General features: G+C 41.5%; 19 protein-coding genes and 1 riboswitch. Of the genes, 15 read left to right on the forward strand and 4 right to left on the reverse strand.

The genetic code is table 11. The annotated features are described in order from the left end of the window. The first annotated feature begins 156 nt into the window (after positions 1–156). Complete coding sequence (locus tag ACULLH_RS07520) at positions 157–1,620, forward strand: S41 family peptidase (protein ID WP_454088126.1); 1,464 nt, start codon at positions 157–159, stop codon at positions 1,618–1,620. A gap of 59 nt (positions 1,621–1,679) precedes the next feature. On the opposite strand, the gene ACULLH_RS07525 is transcribed toward ACULLH_RS07520, so the two are convergent. Next, on the reverse strand, positions 1,680–2,624 hold the full coding sequence (locus tag ACULLH_RS07525) for an ABC transporter substrate-binding protein (RefSeq protein WP_454088127.1): 945 nt from the start codon (positions 2,622–2,624) through the stop codon (positions 1,680–1,682). A 17-nt stretch (positions 2,625–2,641) separates the two neighbouring features. After that, positions 2,642–4,504: a TonB-dependent receptor plug domain-containing protein gene (locus ACULLH_RS07530; RefSeq protein WP_454088128.1), complete on the reverse strand. Its 1,863-nt coding sequence runs from the start codon at positions 4,502–4,504 to the stop codon at positions 2,642–2,644. Positions 4,505–4,574: 70 nt separating this feature from the next. Beyond that, a riboswitch (cobalamin riboswitch) is annotated at positions 4,575–4,806 on the reverse strand. A 54-nt stretch (positions 4,807–4,860) separates the two neighbouring features. On the opposite strand from ACULLH_RS07530, the gene ACULLH_RS07535 reads away from it, so the two are divergent. The 5 genes from ACULLH_RS07535 to ACULLH_RS07555 all read left to right on the forward strand — a co-directional run bounded on the left by ACULLH_RS07535 (position 4,861) and on the right by ACULLH_RS07555 (position 9,781). Then, on the forward strand, positions 4,861–6,018 hold the full coding sequence (locus ACULLH_RS07535; RefSeq protein WP_454088129.1) for an ABC transporter substrate-binding protein: 1,158 nt from the start codon (positions 4,861–4,863) through the stop codon (positions 6,016–6,018). Next, positions 6,019–7,050, forward strand: a complete 1,032-nt coding sequence (locus ACULLH_RS07540) for a FecCD family ABC transporter permease (protein WP_454088130.1) — start codon at positions 6,019–6,021, stop codon at positions 7,048–7,050. Further along, complete coding sequence (locus tag ACULLH_RS07545; protein WP_454088131.1) at positions 7,050–7,829, forward strand: ABC transporter ATP-binding protein; 780 nt, start codon at positions 7,050–7,052, stop codon at positions 7,827–7,829. The genes ACULLH_RS07540 and ACULLH_RS07545 overlap by 1 nt, the downstream gene beginning before the upstream one ends. Before the next feature lie 62 nt (positions 7,830–7,891). Further along, complete coding sequence (gene rmuC, locus ACULLH_RS07550) at positions 7,892–9,235, forward strand: DNA recombination protein RmuC (RefSeq protein ID WP_454088132.1); 1,344 nt, start codon at positions 7,892–7,894, stop codon at positions 9,233–9,235. Further along, positions 9,236–9,781, forward strand: a complete 546-nt coding sequence (locus ACULLH_RS07555; protein WP_454088133.1) for an acyl-CoA thioesterase — start codon at positions 9,236–9,238, stop codon at positions 9,779–9,781. It abuts the gene before it with no gap. On the opposite strand, the gene pgl is transcribed toward ACULLH_RS07555, so the two are convergent. Together pgl and zwf are read right to left on the reverse strand one after the other, a co-directional pair. Continuing rightward, positions 9,778–10,491: a 6-phosphogluconolactonase gene (gene pgl / locus ACULLH_RS07560; RefSeq protein ID WP_454088134.1), complete on the reverse strand. Its 714-nt coding sequence runs from the start codon at positions 10,489–10,491 to the stop codon at positions 9,778–9,780. The two genes, ACULLH_RS07555 and pgl, sit on opposite strands and share 4 nt — an antisense overlap. A gap of 159 nt (positions 10,492–10,650) precedes the next feature. Beyond that, complete coding sequence (gene zwf, locus ACULLH_RS07565; RefSeq protein WP_454088135.1) at positions 10,651–12,183, reverse strand: glucose-6-phosphate dehydrogenase; 1,533 nt, start codon at positions 12,181–12,183, stop codon at positions 10,651–10,653. 185 nt (positions 12,184–12,368) lie between these two features. Between zwf and gndA the strand changes: the two genes are divergently transcribed. The 9 genes from gndA to ACULLH_RS07610 all read left to right on the forward strand — a co-directional run bounded on the left by gndA (position 12,369) and on the right by ACULLH_RS07610 (position 18,923). After that, entirely contained in the window at positions 12,369–13,778 is a 1,410-nt protein-coding gene (gene gndA, locus ACULLH_RS07570; protein WP_454088136.1) for an NADP-dependent phosphogluconate dehydrogenase, read from the forward strand. Between the two features lie 6 nt (positions 13,779–13,784). Then, positions 13,785–15,065 (forward strand): RNA polymerase sigma factor, encoded by a 1,281-nt coding sequence (locus ACULLH_RS07575; protein WP_454088137.1) that lies wholly within the window; start codon positions 13,785–13,787, stop codon positions 15,063–15,065. An 86-nt stretch (positions 15,066–15,151) separates the two neighbouring features. Further along, positions 15,152–15,508 carry a YciI family protein gene (locus ACULLH_RS07580; protein ID WP_454088138.1) on the forward strand — a complete coding sequence of 119 codons (357 nt, stop codon included), beginning with the start codon at positions 15,152–15,154 and terminating at the stop codon, positions 15,506–15,508. Positions 15,509–15,518: 10 nt separating this feature from the next. Further along, positions 15,519–15,719: a hypothetical protein gene (locus ACULLH_RS07585; RefSeq protein WP_454088139.1), complete on the forward strand. Its 201-nt coding sequence runs from the start codon at positions 15,519–15,521 to the stop codon at positions 15,717–15,719. 2 nt (positions 15,720–15,721) lie between these two features. Continuing rightward, complete coding sequence (locus tag ACULLH_RS07590) at positions 15,722–16,198, forward strand: YHS domain-containing (seleno)protein (protein ID WP_454088140.1); 477 nt, start codon at positions 15,722–15,724, stop codon at positions 16,196–16,198. 274 nt (positions 16,199–16,472) lie between these two features. Beyond that, positions 16,473–17,276, forward strand: coding sequence for an ABC transporter ATP-binding protein (locus ACULLH_RS07595; protein ID WP_454088141.1), 804 nt, complete (start codon positions 16,473–16,475; stop codon positions 17,274–17,276). Then, the gene (locus tag ACULLH_RS07600; protein ID WP_454088142.1) at positions 17,260–18,012 is read left to right on the forward strand and encodes a hypothetical protein; all 753 of its coding nucleotides are present in this window, start codon (positions 17,260–17,262) and stop codon (positions 18,010–18,012) included. Before ACULLH_RS07595 ends, ACULLH_RS07600 begins: the two co-directional genes overlap by 17 nt. Position 18,013: 1 nt before the next feature. Further along, a complete protein-coding gene (locus tag ACULLH_RS07605) occupies positions 18,014–18,382 on the forward strand; it encodes a GntR family transcriptional regulator (protein ID WP_454088143.1) in 369 nt (122 codons plus the stop codon). Next, positions 18,369–18,923 (forward strand): GIN domain-containing protein, encoded by a 555-nt coding sequence (locus ACULLH_RS07610; RefSeq protein WP_454088144.1) that lies wholly within the window; start codon positions 18,369–18,371, stop codon positions 18,921–18,923. The genes ACULLH_RS07605 and ACULLH_RS07610 overlap by 14 nt, the downstream gene beginning before the upstream one ends. Positions 18,924–18,981: the final 58 nt, after the last annotated feature.

Genomic DNA, 18,981 nt, shown 5'->3' on the forward strand with positions numbered 1-18,981 from the left:
CACATATCGAATTTTGTTACAAAAAATTTGTATTCTCCTTTTATGTGTCTATTTTGTGACTCCAATTTGTAAGAATCTAGATAATTATACCACATATTTACTATGTTTTCCAATTTATATGGAATGATAATTGATGGTTCTTATTAAAATTTAGCTATGAAAAAATTACTTTTCCCCCTAATTGCCCTCCTATTTGTTGCTTGTTCCAGTGATGACAATGGCATTGAAAACCCTAATCCAGATCCCCCGACCACTACACTTGAAGATGTTCTGGTCCAAAACTTTATGTGGGGCGCCATGAATCTATGGTATTTTTGGCAAGCTGACGTTCCTGATCTGGCAGACGACAGATTTGCAAACGATGATGAATACACTGAATTTTTAGCACAGACGGAAAATCCTTCGGATTTTTTCTTTGATGTGCTTTTGTTCAACGATGATCGTTTCAGTTTCCTTAATGATGATTACACCGAGTTGGTAAGTAATCTTTCCGGTGTATCAAAAAGCAACGGCTTGGAATTTGGACTTGTCCAATTTTCAGGAAGCAATGACCTTTTTGGATATGTCCAATATATTGTACCTGATTCCGATGCATCTACCAAAGCCATCGCTCGTGGAGATATCTTTACCCGGGTTGATGGACAACAACTCACCATAAGTAATTATATCAACTTACTTTTTGGAGATAACGACACCTATACTTTGGGAATGGCCGACATTGGTGGAGGTACAATTACCGATAATGGTAACGAGGTGACCTTGACAAAGATTGAAAACCAAGTTGAGGACCCTATTTTGGTTGCTGAGACATTGGATGTCAATGGCACTAAAATTGCATACCTGATGTACAACCGATTCTTAAGAAATTTTGATGAGCAACTAAATGCGGCCTTTGGCCAATTTGTTGCCGATGGTGCCACAGAGCTGGTTCTTGACATGCGCTATAACCCTGGGGGATCGGTAAATACCTCTAGACTCTTGGCCAGTATGGTTCACAGCACCGACACTGATAAACTTTATATTCGTCAGCGTTGGAACAGTAAGATTCAAGGCCAGTTAAGTACAGCACAATTAGAGGATTATTTTGCAAGTACTACCGGAACAAGCGCAATTAATTCATTGAACTTAAGCACGGTTTACATATTGGCCACAAACGGATCTGCTTCGGCCAGTGAACTCGTTATGAATGGTTTGGCACCACATATGGAAGTAGTTCATATCGGTGGAACCACGCGTGGTAAAAATGAATTCTCCATCACCTTGGTCGACGATCCAGACAATGCCTTTATATATGACAGTGATCGTGAGGATCAAATCAACTCAGAAAATAGTTGGGGACTGCAACCTTTGGTTGGAAGAAATGAAAATGCGGACGGATTCTTCGATTATACCGATGGCCTGGCTCCTGATATTGTTTTGCAAGAGGATCTGGAAAATCTTGGTGTATTGGGTGATGTAAATGAGCCATTATTGGCGAGAGCCATCCAAGAAATTACAGGTGTAACCACGAAGCGTAGCTTTTCAGTACAAATGCCCGCCAAGATGTTTACAAGCTCTAGGATTGAAACTTCACTCAAAGACAATATGTTCCTGGACAAAAAATTGATTTTGAACAAATAATAACACGAATTGTGTGTATATAAAAGCGGCCATTAGGCCGCTTTCTTTTTTTATAATGGTTATTGAATCACATTAACCTTTGCCGTATCGACTTGTCTGTATTTTTTGGACAAGCCTTTCGGAACTTTTATAACATCTGGGTGGAATAGACCGGCAAGCAGTTCAATACCATTGACCAATGTATTTGCTGATGACTGTGTGAACATATCAAAGTCCGCAATAAAGACCGCATTGGTCTGAACCGCTTTCAAACTGTCCCATCCATCTTTTTCAGTCAAAATATGTAGTTCCTCCAAAGTACGGTCGACCGTAAAGCCACATGGGGCGATTATCAAAACTTCTGGATCATATTTCACAATCTTATCCCACTGGGTCACAATACTGTCTCCAGAAGGATTGGAAAGCATATCCACGCCTCCCGCAAAGGCAATCTGATGGGGTATCCAATGTCCACAATTGAAAATAGGATCTAACCATTCCATCAGCATTATACGCTTAGGTAAGGTCTTGGCCTCCCTTAGTTTATCCACAACAGTGTCAATCCGTTGGTGCAACCCATTCAAGTAATTATATGCTATCTCCTCTTTGCCCAATGCTTTGGCGATGGTTACGGCAGATTGAAAAACATCTTCCAAAGATTCAGGACTGATCGAAATCAATTCCGGTTGCTTCTCCAAATTGGCAACTGCTGCTGCAGTGCATGCCGTATCAATTTGGCAGATATCGCACATATCCTGTGTAAATATGATATCTGGTGCTATTTGCTCCAACAAAGGTTCATCAACATAATACAGGTCCTTTCCTTGGTGCTTGCTTGCTGAAAAAAGTGCATCTATCTCAATACTGGACAGGTTTTTTCCTTCAAGCACGCATCGTACCACGGGTTTTTTTTCTTTCAAGGCCTGTTCTGGACATTCAAAAGTGATGCCATGCAGGTGCTCTTCCAATCCCATATCATAAAGCATTTGGGTCACAGCCGGTAAGAACGAACAAACTTTTAGCATGGCATCAAGTTATTGAATTATAAGGTTAAATTAAACCCTGCACTTATATTTCTTCCGCGAGTTGTAAAGCCAATTACCTCTACATATTCCTCATTCAACAAATTGTTGGCATTTAGAAATACTTTCAATTTATTCGGCTTCAATTGATGCTCCACATACAAATTCACGAGTGAAAAGGTATCCAAGGCGATATCGGTAAATGTGGTGAAATCCGTATCAAACCGTTCTCCTGTATACGCATAGCTGAGCGAAATACCCGTGGTTTCACATACTTGATAATTTAGGGTCAAATTCACCTTATGCTTTGGAATTCGGATAGCGTTATCGCCTTTTCGTTCGGTAAATGTATAGTTGGCATCGACCGTGAACTCCTGTGAAGGCCGCCACGATGCCTCTACTTCCACACCATTGGCGTCTATTTCATTAGCAACGTTGATGCTTGTAAAGTTTTGGTCAAAACCGATGGTATTCTTCTCGTTACGATTAAAATAAAGGGCGCTCAACCGTATTTTATCATTTACATAGTATTCCACACCCCCTTCTATGGTACGGTTTTCCTCAGGTTCTAAATCCGGATTGGCCCCAAAATCCCCAAACAATTGAATCAAATTTGGCGTGATATACGATGTGGCATACGACCCCAGTAATTTTACGTACCCATTATCCGTGGTAAGTGCGTATGATGGATTGAGGTTGTACACGATATGGTTTCCGTATTCTGAGTGGTTATTGAATCTTATACCGGTGTTTAGGTTAAATCCAAAATCCGATACATAGACCACATTTGCATAAGGGTCGAAAATGGTAAATTCTGCCTCGTTGCTAAAAACAGCTTTATCCTTTAGGTAATTTACCCCTAAAATGGTGTGCCATTTATCATCGAACACATATTTATTATAGAAATCAAGAACGAGGTTCTTTCCATCCGAAATACTCTCACCAAAAGTGCTCTGTGAATCCGTCTCATAGTCCGTATAGGCGGTATTGATATGGATGGACCCTTTGTTATATTTGAATGATGAGGAAAGTCCAGCCCTGTCCTGTCTGACCTCGGAACGATTGGGAGCTTCTGCTAGGGAAGCATCAAACTCTGTATCAAACTTTGTTTGGTTTCCATAAATGGATACTTCAAAATTATCCGAGAACTGATAGCCCAGCTTAAGATTGGCGCTGTAATGCGAAAAGGAGTCCTCTTCATTTTCTGGCGTTACGGCTGCAGAAAGTCCATTCGAATATCTGTTGGAAAAACCAGCATTATACGTGAATTTATCCAATGTCCCATTTATAGTTACTGCGTTTCCAAAACTTGCCAAATTGTAGTTCTGGTTATCAGCAGTCTGATTGGTCCCGATGGTGGACTGCACATTTACGGCAATTTTTTCTTTGGAGCTCTTCTTTGTGGTAATGTTGATTACTGCCGTTGCGGCGTTGGTACCATACAGTGTACTGGCCGCTCCCTTGATAATTTCAATGGATTCAATATCAGCTGTTGATAGTAATCTCAAATCGTATTCAGAAGAAAAAGAAGATGGATCGGTTACCCTTACCCCATCGATGATAACTAAGGCTTGACGACCTCTACCTCCCCGGGCAAAAACACCAAATACAGACCCATCGCGTCCACGGCTTCCCGTAATTTCGATACCGCTTTTAGTATTAATGATTTCAGGGATGGTTCGTCCCTGGTTCCTTTCCAACTCCTCGGCAGAAATCTTAATGACCGTTTTACCGGAGTTTTCCCGTTTCAATTGAAACCGGGAATCACTCACAACCACTTCTTGCAGTTGCTGTACTTCTACAGAATCTTTCTGCGATTCCTGTGCAGAAAGGCCCTGACCCGCTACAAAAGCGGCACATAACAATAAATAATTTTTTTTCATTTCGTTTAAGTGAATAAACGGGAGAATAGTATGCTGTCCCATACGTAAACCTTTATCCCGAAAGTTTAACAATGTTTGTTTGAACTTGGCAGGTCTCCTGACTTGCGTCTTGCACACTACCTTCCCGTCCGACGGACAGTGGTTTGGAAGTTGCGGCAAGCACCTCCTCCTTGCTGATACTCTAGAAATATCATTTTGGACTCAGCTTAGCTTACAGTTGCGGGAACAGTTCCGGATTTGCACCGGATTCCCTTTTAATCATGCGAAAAACCCTCGCACAAACCAAAATTCGGCACGAAAGTAATCATTCTGTTTAATCTTTTTTTGAAAAAGTTAAATAATCTTACATTTGGACCATGTCAAAAAAACTCCTTTCAGCGCTTTGTTTTGGGACTTTGTTCCTAGTTATCCTCTCTTCATGTGGTGAAAAAAAGAAAACGCTTCCAGTTAAACAACCCCAATCTGAATCATACTCGCAGTACGCTACCGGCTTTACCATAGAAAAGTCCGGAGATATCACGATAATCAATGTTTCTTCGCCTTGGCCAGGTGCAAAAACGGATTTTACATATGCATTGGTTCCAAAAAATAAGCTGGCTGCTATAACCCTTCCCAGAGATACTTATGATGCCATAGTGGCAACCCCAGTTCAAAACATGGTCATTACCTCTACCACACATATTCCTTCATTGGAAGCTTTGGAGATACTGGATGTTGTTTCCGGCTTTCCCAACACCGATTTAATTTCCTCACCTGCTGCTCGTGAGCGTATCGATAATGGCCAAATAAAAGAGTTGGGAACCAATGAGAGCATCAACACTGAGGTGGTTTTGGAGTTGAATCCAGAAGTCATTATGGGTTTTGGCATTAACGACACCAACAAAGCTTATGAAACTTTAAAACAATCGGGAATTCCCATTGTATATAACGGGGATTGGACAGAGCAAACTCCGTTGGGTAAGGCGGAGTGGATCAAGTTTTTTGCACCGTTCTTCAATAAAGAGGCCGAAGCGGATAGCATTTTCAAAAACATTAAAACCTCGTACGAACAAGCAAAGCTTTTGACCCAAAAAGTAACGCAAAAACCCACGGTCCTCACTGGCGGACTATACAAAGATGTATGGTACGTGGCAGGTGGAAACAGCTGGATGGCACAATTTTTAAAGGACGCAAATGCCAATTACCTGTGGTCGGATACCGATAATACCGGAAGCATTGGTTTGAGCCTTGAGGCTGTTCTGGAAAAAGGCCAGCAAGCCGATTTCTGGTTTAATCCCTCATTGCACGCCAGCTACGGAGAGTTGTTGCAGGCAAATGCCCATTATGAACAATTTGAAGCTTTTCAAAACAACAAAGTATATTCGAATGCTGTCAAGAAAGGAGTTACTGGAGGACTGCTGTATTACGAATTGGCACCGCAACGACCTGATCTTGTTTTAAAAGATTTGATTTCCATCCTGCATCCAGGTCTGTTATCCGATTATGAACCACACTTTTTCATGCCCTTGCAATAGATGGATTCGATAAAGCCATATCGTATCTCTTTCGTGCTACTGGCATTGGCATTGTGCCTTGCATGGTTGTTGAACATAAGCTTGGGGTCTGTCACCATTCCTTTCGAAGCCATGTTCTCCATTTTAGCGGGATCCACAGCAGAAATAGATTCTTGGAATTATATCATTTGGAATTACCGTATTCCAAAAGCTTTTACGGCAGTTTTGGTCGGAGGTGGACTTTCCATCAGTGGCTTGCTGATGCAGACCTTATTTCGCAATCCCTTGGCTGGACCTTTTGTGCTGGGAATTAGTTCCGGGGCCAGTTTGGGTGCTGCCCTAATTTTAATGGGGGCTTCGCTGATATCAGGAATAGCAACCTTTACTTTTATCAATGATATTTCCATGGCTATCGCAGCCAGTTTGGGGAGTTTTATGGTATTGCTTGTGGTTATGTTGGTTGCAAATAGAGTTAAGGATACCATGGCCCTGCTCATTATTGGTTTGATGTTCGGCAGTATTACCGCGGCCATTGTCAGTGTTCTGGCCTATTTTTCAACCGCAGATGATTTGCAACGCTTTATCTTCTGGTCTTTCGGAAGTGTTGGCAATCTAACCGGCCAGCAAGTGATGCTTTTGTGTGGGGTAGTGTTTCTAGGATTATTGCTTAGTATTTTATCCATTAAAAAATTGAATGCTTTTTTGTTGGGTGAAAACTACGCACAAAGCTTGGGGGTGTCCTTAAAAAAATCAAGATTGATTATCATTCTTGCCACTGGAATATTGGCAGGCGGCATCACCGCTTTTGCCGGTCCAATTGCCTTTATCGGCCTGGCCGTACCGCATCTTACACGGCAGATTTTTGATACCATGGAACATCGTATATTGATTCCGGCCGTATTTCTTTATGGTGCCATCTTGATGCTGTTATGCGATACTATTGCCCAGTTGCCCACATCGTCCAATGTGCTGCCCATAAATGCCATTACTTCCTTGGTAGGTGCACCGGTCGTAATATGGCTATTGGTAAGAAAACGTAAAATGCTCTTTTGATGTCCGAACTGAAAAAACATAGCATCGCTGTCAATAAGCTATCCATTGGTTATAAAACCAAAATGGTTGCGGACAATCTCAATTTTACGATGGCCCAAGGCCAGCTATGTGCCATTGTAGGTGTGAATGGGGTTGGGAAATCGACGCTTTTACGTACGCTCGGGAAGCTTCAACCCAAATTATCAGGTGAAATTACCATTAACGAAAAGGTGTTGGAGTTGCATTCGTCTTTTGAATTGGCAAAAACCCTCAGCTTTGTGCTCACGGAGCAGCCGGCCTCTAAAAATTTGACCGTTCAGGAGTTGATTGCGCTCGGTAGGCAACCTTATACCAATTGGATTGGGACCTTGTCCGTAGAAGACAAACGACAAGTAGAAGAAAGTTTATCCTCGTTTTTGTTGAAAGAACTTCGCCATAACAAATGCCATGAACTCAGCGATGGACAATTGCAAAGGGTGCTGATAGCACGTGCCATGGCCCAGGACACGCCTCTGATTCTTTTGGATGAGCCTACCACCCATTTGGACCTCTATCATAAAGTCCAAATTTTAAAATTGCTTCAAGAATTGGCCCATTCCAAACAAAAAACCATCATTTTCACTACACATGAGATCGATTTGGCCATTCAGCTATGCGATAAGATCCTGATATTGGATGGTCAAGAAAATCCAAGCGGAACGCCTTGCGAATTGATTGAACAAAGACACTTTGAACAATTGTTTCCTTCGGAAATGGTTCAATTTGATTCCAAAACAGGCTCTTTTAAAGTGAATAAGTAATTTACATTGTCATTCCTGCGAAGGCAGGAATCTCACTATATTTATCCCCAGAATAGCATTTTATGAGCAGCGAACTGATTTATGTAATTGTTGGACTTTTTGCAGTGGCTATTGGCTTGTTTTTGGGCATGTACATCCAAAAACTGAAGACCAAATCCAATGCAAGTGTCTGGCAAGAAAGGGAACAACAGCTGAACAGTACTGTCAAATCACTAAATGACAAACTGCTGACAAATGATGAGGATAAAAAACAACTGCAGTCCGAGAAGGAGCAACAGAGCAATCAAATTGTGCGGTATCAGGCAGATTTAGAAAACCTACAGCGCATTAATACAGAACAAAAGGAAGAGGTCGAAAAGCTTCAAGAAAAATTCACCAAGGAATTCGAAAATCTTGCCAACAAAATCTTGGATGAAAAAAGCACCAAATTCACAGAACAGAATCAAAAAAATATCAAACAAATTTTGACTCCCCTACAGGAGAAAATTCAATTGTTTGAGAAGAAAGTGGAGGCTACCCAAAAGGAGAACATCAGTATTCATTCAGCATTAAAAGAGCAATTGCTCAATCTTCAAAACCAAAACCTTAAAATCACCCAGGAAGCGGAAAACCTCACCAAGGCATTGAAAGGAGACAGCAAAATGCAAGGGAATTGGGGGGAATTGGTATTGGAACGGGTACTTGAAAAATCAGGGTTGGAAAAGGATCGTGAATATAGTGTTCAGCAAAGTTTTGCCCGTGAAGATGGTTCACGTGTTATGCCCGATGTTATTATTCACCTTCCAGATGGCAAAAAAATGGTGGTGGATTCGAAGGTCTCCCTTACAGATTATGAACGCTACACCAATGCCGATGAGGAACAAAAGGAAAAACACCTCAAAGACCATATCAACTCCCTTAAAAAACATGTAGAGCAGCTTTCCGCCAAAAAGTATGAGGATCTATACGAAATGGAAAGTCCGGATTTTGTGTTGTTGTTTGTTCCCATTGAACCCGCATTTGCGGTAGCCATCAATAATGACAATTCGCTCTACAACAAAGCCTTTGAGCAAAACATTGTAATCGTCACCCCTTCTACCTTATTGGCCACACTTCGGACCATTGATACGATGTGGAGCAATGAAAAGCAACAGAAGAATGCCATTGAAATTGCACGGCAAGCAGGAGCTTTATATGACAAATTCGAAGGATTTGTAACCGATCTGACGAAAGTGGGGAAAAAGATGGATGAAGCCAAGACCGAATATCGTGGTGCCATGAACAAATTGGTGGAAGGCCGTGGCAACATTGTAACCAGCATAGAAAAACTCAAAAAAATGGGAGCCAAAGCCAAAAAATCCATTCCTGAGCCCATTTTAAAGAGAGCAGAAGAAGATGATTTTGAAGAACCTAAATTGGAACTCTAAATGAAAAAGTTCAAAACGGCGAAAGAATCCAGAGTTTCCATCACCGAGCTTATGCTTCCCTCCCATTCCAATTTTGGAGGCAAAGTCCACGGCGGACATATTTTAAGTTTGATGGACCAAATTGCCTTCGCCTGCGCCTCAAAACACTCACAAGCCTACTGTGTCACCGCTTCCGTAAATCGTGTGGATTTTCTACATCCCATTGAAGTTGGAGAATTGGTTACCTTGAAAGCGTCTATCAACTATACCGGGCGAACTTCCATGGTTGTAGGCGTTCGTGTTGAATCCCAAAATGTGACCACAGGGCAGCGCAAGCATTGCAATTCTTCTTACTTCACCATGGTTGCCAAGGGGGAAAATGGGAAAAACCTGCCTGTACCAGGGCTAATCTTGACAGACAAACAAGGAGTAAGACGTTTTGCAAGAAGTGTGGAACGCAAAGCTTCGGCGAGTTCCAGAGATACCAAGTTTGAGTCGGCAAAATTCAACGCAGACAACTATTTGAAAACTTTAGCAGGTGAAAATGCAAAGGTCGATTTGCATTAATCGAGTGATGCAGCGGCAGCTTCATCCATAAACCAAAGTAACTTTCCAGTGCTTGGGTTCACCAAAGAAGCTGGATAGGCGTCAAAACCTTCAGTTTTTTCTAAAATGGATTTCACTTTTTCTGCCTTGCCGGCTCCGGTAACAAGAAAAGCCACTTCCTTCGCTGTATTTATAACTTTTCCGTTAATGGAGACCCTTTTTTGACCCGAATCAGGATGGGTTGCCACAACGCAATGGTCCTTCGCATCCCACAAGCCAATCTCATGTGGAAAAATGGAAGCGGTATGTCCATCATCACCCATACCAAGAACAACCAAATCGAATTGGGGGATTCCTTCGACCCTATCCAAATTAATTTCCAACAAATTGGCATAACGCATGGCCTCTCTGTCAGGTTCGGCTTCACCCAAAACACGATGGATATTCGCTTCGGGCACCTTTATTTTTGAGAACAGATGCTCCACGGTCATTTTGTAATTACTCTGGTCGTCTGTAGGAGGCACACAGCGTTCATCACCCCAATAAAAATGAATATTGCTCCAATCAATGTTATCACCATATTCCGAAGCAATTACATCAAAAACTACTTTCGGTGTGCTACCGCCAGACAGCGCAATATGAAACTCGGTTTTATCTTTTACCAATTCTGCAAAATACGCCGCAAACTGCTTCGCAACTTCCTGTTTATCCTTATATACTTTTAATTCCATAGATTATTTTAATCGCTAAATAGTTCTCGACTGCTCCTTCGACAAGCTCAGGATGACAGCTCGAACTGACCTCTGACTTCCGCCCTCTGACTACTGATTACTGATTACTGATTACTGATTACTGATTACTGATTACTGATTACTGATTACTGATTAAACCTAACAAATCACACAATATCCAGGATCATCCGCCAAGTTCTCCCCTGGGTTTCGCCAGTAGCCTAGATCATCCATCAACTCATCCGAATTTTCTGGTCCCCACACACCTGCCGCATAGCCATACATACGCACATCCTTTCCATTCTTCCAATAATCCAAAATAGGGTCCACAAACTCCCAAGCTGCCTCAACCTCATCAGCCCTAGCATATAATGTAGCATCGCCTTGCATGGCATCCAATAAAAGTCTTTCATAGGCCTCCATAACGTAGGTTTGCGCCAAGCTGGAATAGTAAAAGTCCAAATTGGCCCGCTCCACCTTAAATCCTTGCCCAGGTACTTTCACACCAAACTTAATGAGCACACCTTCATCGGGTTGAATACGGATAATCAACTTGTTGTCTTTGCTATTGACTCCGGAATCCTTAAAAATTTGATGATGTGGCGTTTTAAAATGAATGATCACCTCCGTGACCTTGGTTGGCATGCGTTTAGCAGTCCGTACATAAAAGGGAACCCCTTGCCACCTCCAATTATCCACAAAAAACTTCACCGCAGCATAGGTTTCCGTGGTCGAATTGGAGTCAACCCCATCCTCTTCTCGATATCCCTTTACTTTTTCACCATTGATTTCTGAAGCTACATATTGCGCACGTATGGTGTTATCAAAAAGTGTTTTATCATCACGCATAATGCGGAGGGACTTTAGTGCCTTGACCTTTTCGTTTCGAATCTCCTCGGGTTGATCCCCAATGGGAGGCTCCATAACAACCAAGGAGACGATTTGCATCAAATGGTTTTGGAACATATCGCGTAAAGCACCGGATTTATCATAGTATCCACCTCTTTTTTCAACCCCAACACTTTCCGCATTGGTGATTTCAACATGGTGGATATAATTTCGGTTCCAAAGTGGTTCAAAGATGCTGTTGGAAAAACGGGTCACCAAAAGATTTTGAACCGTTTCCTTACCCAAATAATGGTCTATACGATATATCTGGGGCTCTTTAAAGTATTGTTGAAGGCCACTATTCAAAGCTTTTGCACTGTCCAAACTATAACCGAAAGGTTTTTCCACAATCAACCTTTTCCACCCCTTTTCTTGACTGCTCAGTCCAACATCAGCCAGGTTTTTGGCAATGGGTTCATACAAACTTGGCGGTGTGGAAAAGTAAAACATATAATTGTTTTCTGTCCCATTCTGATCGTTCAAGGTTTCGATTCGCTTGGCCAAGCCGGAATATTCAGCAGTATAATCGCTTCCCAAATCTTCATAAAAGATCCTATCGGTAAAACCTTTGATGTAATTTTCCTTTAGATCCTCCAGTTTCGCCTTCAAATAAGGGCTATTATTGACCACCTTGTCCCGAAATTCTTCATCGGTGAGATCACTCCTACTGGCACCCAAAACCACAAAATTCTGGGGCAATTGTCTAGCAACATACAAGTTGAACAATGCAGGAATAAGTTTACGGGCAGTTAAATCTCCAGAAGCTCCAAAAATAATGAGCATTTGGTTGTCGGTCTTTTTCATAAGGTGCTGTACTTCTTTGTTTGGAAATCTCAAAAAAAGAATGGCTTGGTTATGTTTTTGCGAAAAACTATCCGAGACCTTCTTTTATTTTTGAGCATAACGAATATAACGCTATTTTAGGTTCAGAATTCAACTAATTTGGCTTACTTAAAGCTGTCTTGACCTAAGACATAAAAATAAAGAACATGGCAGATACATACGATTTTGGTCTTGTGGGACTAGGTGTAATGGGGCGTAATTTTATTTTAAATGTTGCCGATAATGGCTTTACAGCCTTTGGCAACGATTTGGACAAAGAAAAGGTGGATGCCCTTATCGAGGAAGGAGACGATGTAAATCGTGTGAATGCTACCACAGATGTTGGCTCTTTTGTGAATTCCCTGAGTACACCGCGCAAGATCATGTTGTTGGTTCCTGCAGGAAAAATTGTGGATGCCGTAATTGAAGGGCTGCTTCCTCATTTGGATGAAGGTGATATTATTATTGATGGTGGAAATTCCTTTTTTACGGATACGGACCGACGTGAAGCCTATTTAAAGGAAAAAGGAATCAATTTCTTCGGAGCTGGTGTATCAGGTGGCGCCAAAGGAGCGAGAAAGGGTCCAAGCATCATGCCTGGCGGCTCCAAGGATGCATACCAACATGTAAAACCCATTTTCGAGGCCGTTTCGGCCAAATATAAAGGGGAACCCTGTGTAGCCTATTTGGGTCCTAAGTCAGCAGGAAACTATGTGAAAATGGTTCATAACGGCATCGAATACGGACTAATGCAATTAACTTCTGAAATCTATGACCTTTTGAAGAAGGCCGGCGGATTGACCAATGAAGAATTGCATGAAACTTATGCTGCTTGGAATGCAGGTCGATTACAGTCCTTTTTAGTGGAAATCACCTCAGAAATTTTTGCTGAAAAAGATGATTTGGGTGATGGGCATTTAGTGGATAAAATTTTGGATAAGGCAAAGCAAAAAGGAACTGGAAAATGGACTTCGCAAAATGCCATGGATTTAGGGATTCCTGTGCCTACAATAGACATAGCCGTGAGCATGCGCGAAATCTCTGCCTTAAAAGCAGAACGCGTCCAGGCCGATGAGCTTTATAACCGGCCGAAACCCCAATCCGTCGTGAAAGATTCTTTGGTGAGCAAAGCAGAACAGGCACTCTATTTTTCGTTTATCATTACCTATGCGCAAGGAATGCACCAGCTTGCTGATGCATCCAAAGAATATGGGTATGAGCTTCAACTGGGTGAAATTGCCAAGATCTGGAGGGCAGGCTGTATCATCCGTGCGGCACTGTTGGCGGATATCACCGAAGCCTTTAATGATGACAACGCCCTTCAAAACCTGCTGCTTTCCCCTTCGTTCGTGGAAAAAGTGAAAGAAACCGTGGATTCAGCCAGGGAACTGGTCGCTTATGGAGCAACCAATGGCATTCCCCTACCCGGCCTTTCCAACGCGCTTACCTATTTTGATGCCTATACCAGTGGTCGATTGCCATTGAATTTAATACAGGCACAAAGGGATTATTTCGGCTCACATACTTACGAGCGATTGGATCGCGAAGGTATTTTTCATACGGAATGGGAAGATTAAAATGAAATGACCCAAGGTCAATCCAACATAGCAATTCAAATTGACCATCTATTCCGGCAAGAGCATGGAAAATTAATTGCTGTGTTGACCAAAACTTTTGGAACCTCCAATATAGATTTGGCCGAAGATGTGGTGCAAGAGGCCATGGTCGAGGCGTTGGGCAAATGGACCGACAATGGGATTCCAGATAATCCGGTAGGTTGGATTTACAAAGTAGCCAAGTATAAAGCTGTAAACATCCTTAATCGGGAAAAATACAAGCGGGAATATGCTTCGGAGGTAGCTCATCACCTTCAATCCGAATGGACTTTGGAACCTGCTTTAAACCACATTTTTACCGATAAGGAAATTGCGGATGACCAGTTGCGAATGATCTTTACTTGTTGTCACCCCGTGCTTTCAGCGGATTCCCAGATTGCCCTTACCCTAAAAACCCTATGCGGATTTAACATTCCCGAAATCGCACAAGCTTTTTTAACCTCGGAAAGCAACATCAACAAACGTCTGGTAAGAGCTCGCAAAACCATAAAAGAAGCCAATATTCCATTTGAAGTGCCGGCAGGAAGCCAATTGGAGCCAAGATTGTCCAGTGTTCTGGAAACCATTTACCTCTTGTTCAATGAAGGGTATAATTCCACTTCGGACGACAGTTTGATTCGAAAAGAACTTTGTGAAGAAGCTATCCGTCTTACTGAAATCATTATTCAGAATCCTTCAATAAATTCTTCGAATGCACATGCCCTGTTGGCGTTAATGCTGTTCAACACAGCTCGATTTAACTCAAGATTAGATGAATTGAGCAATACCATCAGCCTTGAACATCAAGACAGAAGCAAATGGGACCAAGCAATGATCAAAAAAGGATTGACACATTTGGCTTTTGCGGCAGAACAAAAGGAAATCTCAATCTATCACCTTCTTGCCACAATTTCGGCACAGCATTGTACCGCTGCAACCTTTGAATCCACCGACTGGAAAGGTATTCTATCTTTATATGATATGCTTCTTGAGATTGATGATTCTCCAATCATCCAACTAAACAGGATTATAGTCCTTTCCAAAATTTCAGGAGCAAAAGCGGCCATAGAGCAATTAAAGCGTATTGAAAACCACTCCTCTTTAAATACTTATCTGCCCTATTTTACCTCAAGTGCGGAGCTCTATTTTCAGGACAAGCAACCTAAAAAGGCCATTGAACTCTTAGAAAAAGCGTTGGAACTTCAAATTGGAGATAATCGTAAGTTGCTAATTTCCAAAAAGATAGAGGGTTACTCTAAAAATATTTGATATTTTTCCGCTTTCCATGTCCTTTTTTGTCCCTTTCAATTGACTATGGGATATAAAACAACATTAAATCATTCAACACATTGATTATGCAAGAATTCATGATTTTCATTAAAACCAAAGGAGATCACTTGGAAGGTCTATCTCCCGAACAACAGCAGGCCCACGTACAAAAAATAGGAAAGTATATCGGTGGATTGATGGAATCTGCAAAATTAAAAGGAGCGCAGCCATTGGAAATGGACGGAGCAATTATTCATGGGAACAAGGGAGTCTTTAAGGATGGCCCATTTAATGAATCCAAGGAGGTCATTGTCGGGTACTTTCACATCGTAGCGGAAAATCTAGAAGAGGCAATCGCTATTGCCAAAGCAAACCCCATGTTCGAAGATGCTGAGGGAAGTATTGAAGTACGCCCTATTAAACAAATGGAAGGTATCAACTAAAACAAGAAACATGAGCGCCAATAATTTTGAATACGAAGGCAAATGTGCCTTTGCAATGAGCTTGGGGAAAGAAGCTCCCAGAACCAATGGAAAATATACCCTGACCAAGGATGGCAAAACCTACACTTTTTTGAACCCAGTGGCTAAATTTTTGTTCAAGATGTTCCCATACAGCGTGCAAAAAGCTGACGCAGCTTGGAATAAAAACTAGTAATGATGAAAAGAAAAGCACTAAAGATTATCGGAATTACAATTGTGATATTGTTCGGATTGCTATTTACGTTCGCCAAGGTAAAAAGAGTCACCCCGCTCTCATGGGGCCATAAGGAAGTAAACCAGCCCATATTTTCAGATATCGCGATCAATGGATATGACCCAGTAGCGTACAGTTTATCCAACCAAGCCGTGGAAGGGAATGAGCAATATACTCATTTATGGAAAGCGGCCACCTGGTTATTTGCTTCGGAGGAAAACAAAAACAAGTTCATGGCGAACCCCGAAAAATACGCTCCACAATATGGTGGCTATTGCGCTTTTGCAGTGAGCAAGGGTTTTACCGCGAATACGAATCCTGAAGTTTTCGAGCTAATCGATGGAAAATTGTATCTTTTCGATGGAGAAGATGTAAAGCAGGAATGGAAAGCTAATCTGAAAGAGAATCTAGAAAAAGGTAAAATCAACTGGAAATAATACCATAGTACAACACTCAATTAAATGCAAAAGCGGTCTAGGAATCACCCTATTCCGCTTTTTTTTTGAGCACTACCTCCAACCTGAAACTGTAGCTTTTATAGGAGTTTCGATCATCTCAACCTCCTAATAATTAGGGTTTTGTGACTAAAGTTTTCCATAGAAATTTGGAGAATTCAAAATTTTATTTACATTTGTAGTGTTCTAGTTATCTAATACACTATAAATGTTAGCTATTAAACATTTGAATTTCAATTACCCGAAAAGCCGGTTCGTGCTAAGATCCATCGATATGGATTTTAAGGCGGGAAACATCTACGGTCTTTTTGGTAAAAATGGAGAAGGTAAAAGTACCTTGCTGAAAATCATGACCGGATTGCTCTTTCCCAAGACCGGAAGCTGCATGTTGGATGGTTATGAAACCAGAAAAAGGGACGTACAGTCGCTTCAACATATCTTTTTGGTACCTGAGGATTTCGAATTGCCCGGAATACCGATTCGGACATTCGAGAAAGCCCAGTCCTGTTTTTACCCCAATTTTTCCACGGAGCAGTTTTACGAACTTATAGACGAGTTTCAGCTCTCCCCTACCGATGTGATTTCAAGATTGTCCTTTGGACAAAAGAAAAAGGTGCTTATCGCCTTTGGTATAGCTACGAACACCAAATTATTATTGATGGATGAGCCGACCAACGGCCTGGATATTCCATCGAAAAGTCAGTTTAGAAAGGTCATGGCATCCGCCGTCAATGAAAACAAATGCATTGTTATTTCTACCCATCAAGTGCGGGATTTGCATAGCCTTATTAACCACATTATGATCCTGAATAATGGTCAGGTGGTTTTTAATCAATCCCTGGATACGGTATCTGATAGGCTGTGGTTTGGAAAACCAGCTTCGGACGAACTTGACAATGTTATTTATTCGGAATCCTCCTTTGGTGGTAAGGCAATCCTACCTCGATTGGACAAATTTGAAACCGAGGTCGATTTAGAACTGATGTTCAATGGGGTGTTGAACGAACCTGATAAAATAAACGCAGTCTTAAACCAAAAACATCATGACGAACGAATTTAGCTTATCGCGTATAGGGCAGTTCATCCGTCGTGATATTGCCATACTCAAAGGAACATTCATCACAGGTCTGCTCGTTGGAATCGTGTTGCTATTCTTGTTCTGTATATTCAACATGATGTGGGACAAAGAGTTGGCCCTGGCGGAGTTTTTTGGAATCTTTGGGGTAATCTATGTTCCTCTAGGTGTACTATTTACCTTCGCTATTTTTCGGGAATTCAACAATTCCAAAGCAAATCAGCTTTACCTCTCGCTTCCCGTATCGATTTTGGAAAGACTTGCAGCCAAGTGGTTTACATCCGTGGTCATATACACCATTGTATTTTCGGTATTGGCCGTACTGACCGGAACACTCGCCATGGTTTTCGGGGTATTGATTCTAGGGGCCAACTTTACTCTGATCTCACTCTTTTCAGAACCTTACTGGGATTTGATACGAATTTACTTTTTGGTCCAACCGATTTTTTTGGTGGGCGCCATCTCATTCTCAAAAAACAGAATTGGAAAAACCCTTTTGACCCTGGGCGTATTAGTTTTGGGATTTATGCTTTTCAACTTCCTGTTGTTTGGAATATTCAACCATGATTATGAGGTGTTTTCAGGTAACTCATTGGCTTCCATAGCATTTGATAAAACTGCCGACGATTTTTCAGTTGTTGGAAGGTGGTTTTACGGACTGCTTATGGGACCGGTAATGCTGGTGGCAGCTTATTTTAAAATGACGGAAAAGGAGGTGTAGGATGGATTTTGACAATAGCAAGCCTATTTATTTGCAGATTGTGGACTTTTTCTATGAAAACATCCTCATCAAGCGCTGGACCGATGAAGAACGCATTCCCTCTGTTCGGGAAGTTGCCATGATGGTTGAAGTAAATCCCAATACCGCCATTAGGGCCTTTAACCATTTACAGGACCTTGGTGTAATTTATAACAAAAGGGGTATTGGATACTTTGTAGCGAGCGATGGCTATACCAAAGTACTGGACATAAAACGAAAGGAGTTTATGGAGCAAATGCTCCCGGATGTGTTCAAAAAACTGAGTTTATTGGATATTTCATTTGAAGAATTAAAAAACGTATACAACCAACACCAAAATGAAAAAAAGTAATCTAATCTTGCTAGGAGCTTTGGGAGCGGCCATCTTTTTTTCGCTTGTCTTTCAATTGTCGGTCCATAGCAATGTAAAAAAGGAAAAGGCCAATGAAGTTCCGGTTGAGATCGTATCAGAATCTAGGACATTGTCCCATTTTGATGGAATTCTTATTGAAGATAGGATAAGCGTTGTCTTTCGCCAAAGTGAGACATCCAAAGTGATTGTAAATGCTCCCAATTACATTATCGATTCGGTCATTACTGAAACAGTGGATGAGAATCTGGTCATTAAAACCGCAAAGAAGCTGAAGAAAAAGGACAGTATCCATATTCAAATAGACCATCCAACATTAACAGCCCTTGAGTTACACAACAACTCCCATTTTGAAGCTGATGGACAAATTTCAGGTGGACAACTAAACTTGGTTTTTAAAGACAACAGTTCCGCCAACTTGAATCTGAATTACGATGCAGTAAAGTACACCAACAATACCCAAGGCAAGGTCAATTTGCAAGGAGAAATCAAAAAAATTGACTTGGTCTCAAATAAAGAATAATAATCAAAAAACGAACATCATTTAGTTAATCATCAATCAATCATCAATCAATCATCAA

The organism is Flagellimonas sp. 2504JD4-2, from assembly GCF_053642935.1.

Bases quoted from the DNA above. Each gene is read 5' to 3' on its own strand.
- ACULLH_RS07520 (WP_454088126.1), top strand. From the start codon at position 157: ATGAAAAAATTACTTTTCCCCCTAATTGCCCTCCTATTTGTTGCTTGT.
- ACULLH_RS07525 (WP_454088127.1), bottom strand. From the start codon at position 2,624: ATGCTAAAAGTTTGTTCGTTCTTACCGGCTGTGACCCAAATGCTTTAT.
- ACULLH_RS07530 (WP_454088128.1), bottom strand. From the start codon at position 4,504: ATGAAAAAAAATTATTTATTGTTATGTGCCGCTTTTGTAGCGGGTCAG.
- ACULLH_RS07535 (WP_454088129.1), top strand. From the start codon at position 4,861: ATGTCAAAAAAACTCCTTTCAGCGCTTTGTTTTGGGACTTTGTTCCTA.
- ACULLH_RS07540 (WP_454088130.1), top strand. From the start codon at position 6,019: ATGGATTCGATAAAGCCATATCGTATCTCTTTCGTGCTACTGGCATTG.
- ACULLH_RS07545 (WP_454088131.1), top strand. From the start codon at position 7,050: ATGTCCGAACTGAAAAAACATAGCATCGCTGTCAATAAGCTATCCATT.
- rmuC (WP_454088132.1), top strand. From the start codon at position 7,892: ATGAGCAGCGAACTGATTTATGTAATTGTTGGACTTTTTGCAGTGGCT.
- ACULLH_RS07555 (WP_454088133.1), top strand. From the start codon at position 9,236: ATGAAAAAGTTCAAAACGGCGAAAGAATCCAGAGTTTCCATCACCGAG.
- pgl (WP_454088134.1), bottom strand. From the start codon at position 10,491: ATGGAATTAAAAGTATATAAGGATAAACAGGAAGTTGCGAAGCAGTTT.
- zwf (WP_454088135.1), bottom strand. From the start codon at position 12,183: ATGAAAAAGACCGACAACCAAATGCTCATTATTTTTGGAGCTTCTGGA.
- gndA (WP_454088136.1), top strand. From the start codon at position 12,369: ATGGCAGATACATACGATTTTGGTCTTGTGGGACTAGGTGTAATGGGG.
- ACULLH_RS07575 (WP_454088137.1), top strand. From the start codon at position 13,785: ATGACCCAAGGTCAATCCAACATAGCAATTCAAATTGACCATCTATTC.
- ACULLH_RS07580 (WP_454088138.1), top strand. From the start codon at position 15,152: ATGCAAGAATTCATGATTTTCATTAAAACCAAAGGAGATCACTTGGAA.
- ACULLH_RS07585 (WP_454088139.1), top strand. From the start codon at position 15,519: ATGAGCGCCAATAATTTTGAATACGAAGGCAAATGTGCCTTTGCAATG.
- ACULLH_RS07590 (WP_454088140.1), top strand. From the start codon at position 15,722: ATGATGAAAAGAAAAGCACTAAAGATTATCGGAATTACAATTGTGATA.
- ACULLH_RS07600 (WP_454088142.1), top strand. From the start codon at position 17,260: ATGACGAACGAATTTAGCTTATCGCGTATAGGGCAGTTCATCCGTCGT.
- ACULLH_RS07605 (WP_454088143.1), top strand. From the start codon at position 18,014: ATGGATTTTGACAATAGCAAGCCTATTTATTTGCAGATTGTGGACTTT.
- ACULLH_RS07610 (WP_454088144.1), top strand. From the start codon at position 18,369: ATGAAAAAAAGTAATCTAATCTTGCTAGGAGCTTTGGGAGCGGCCATC.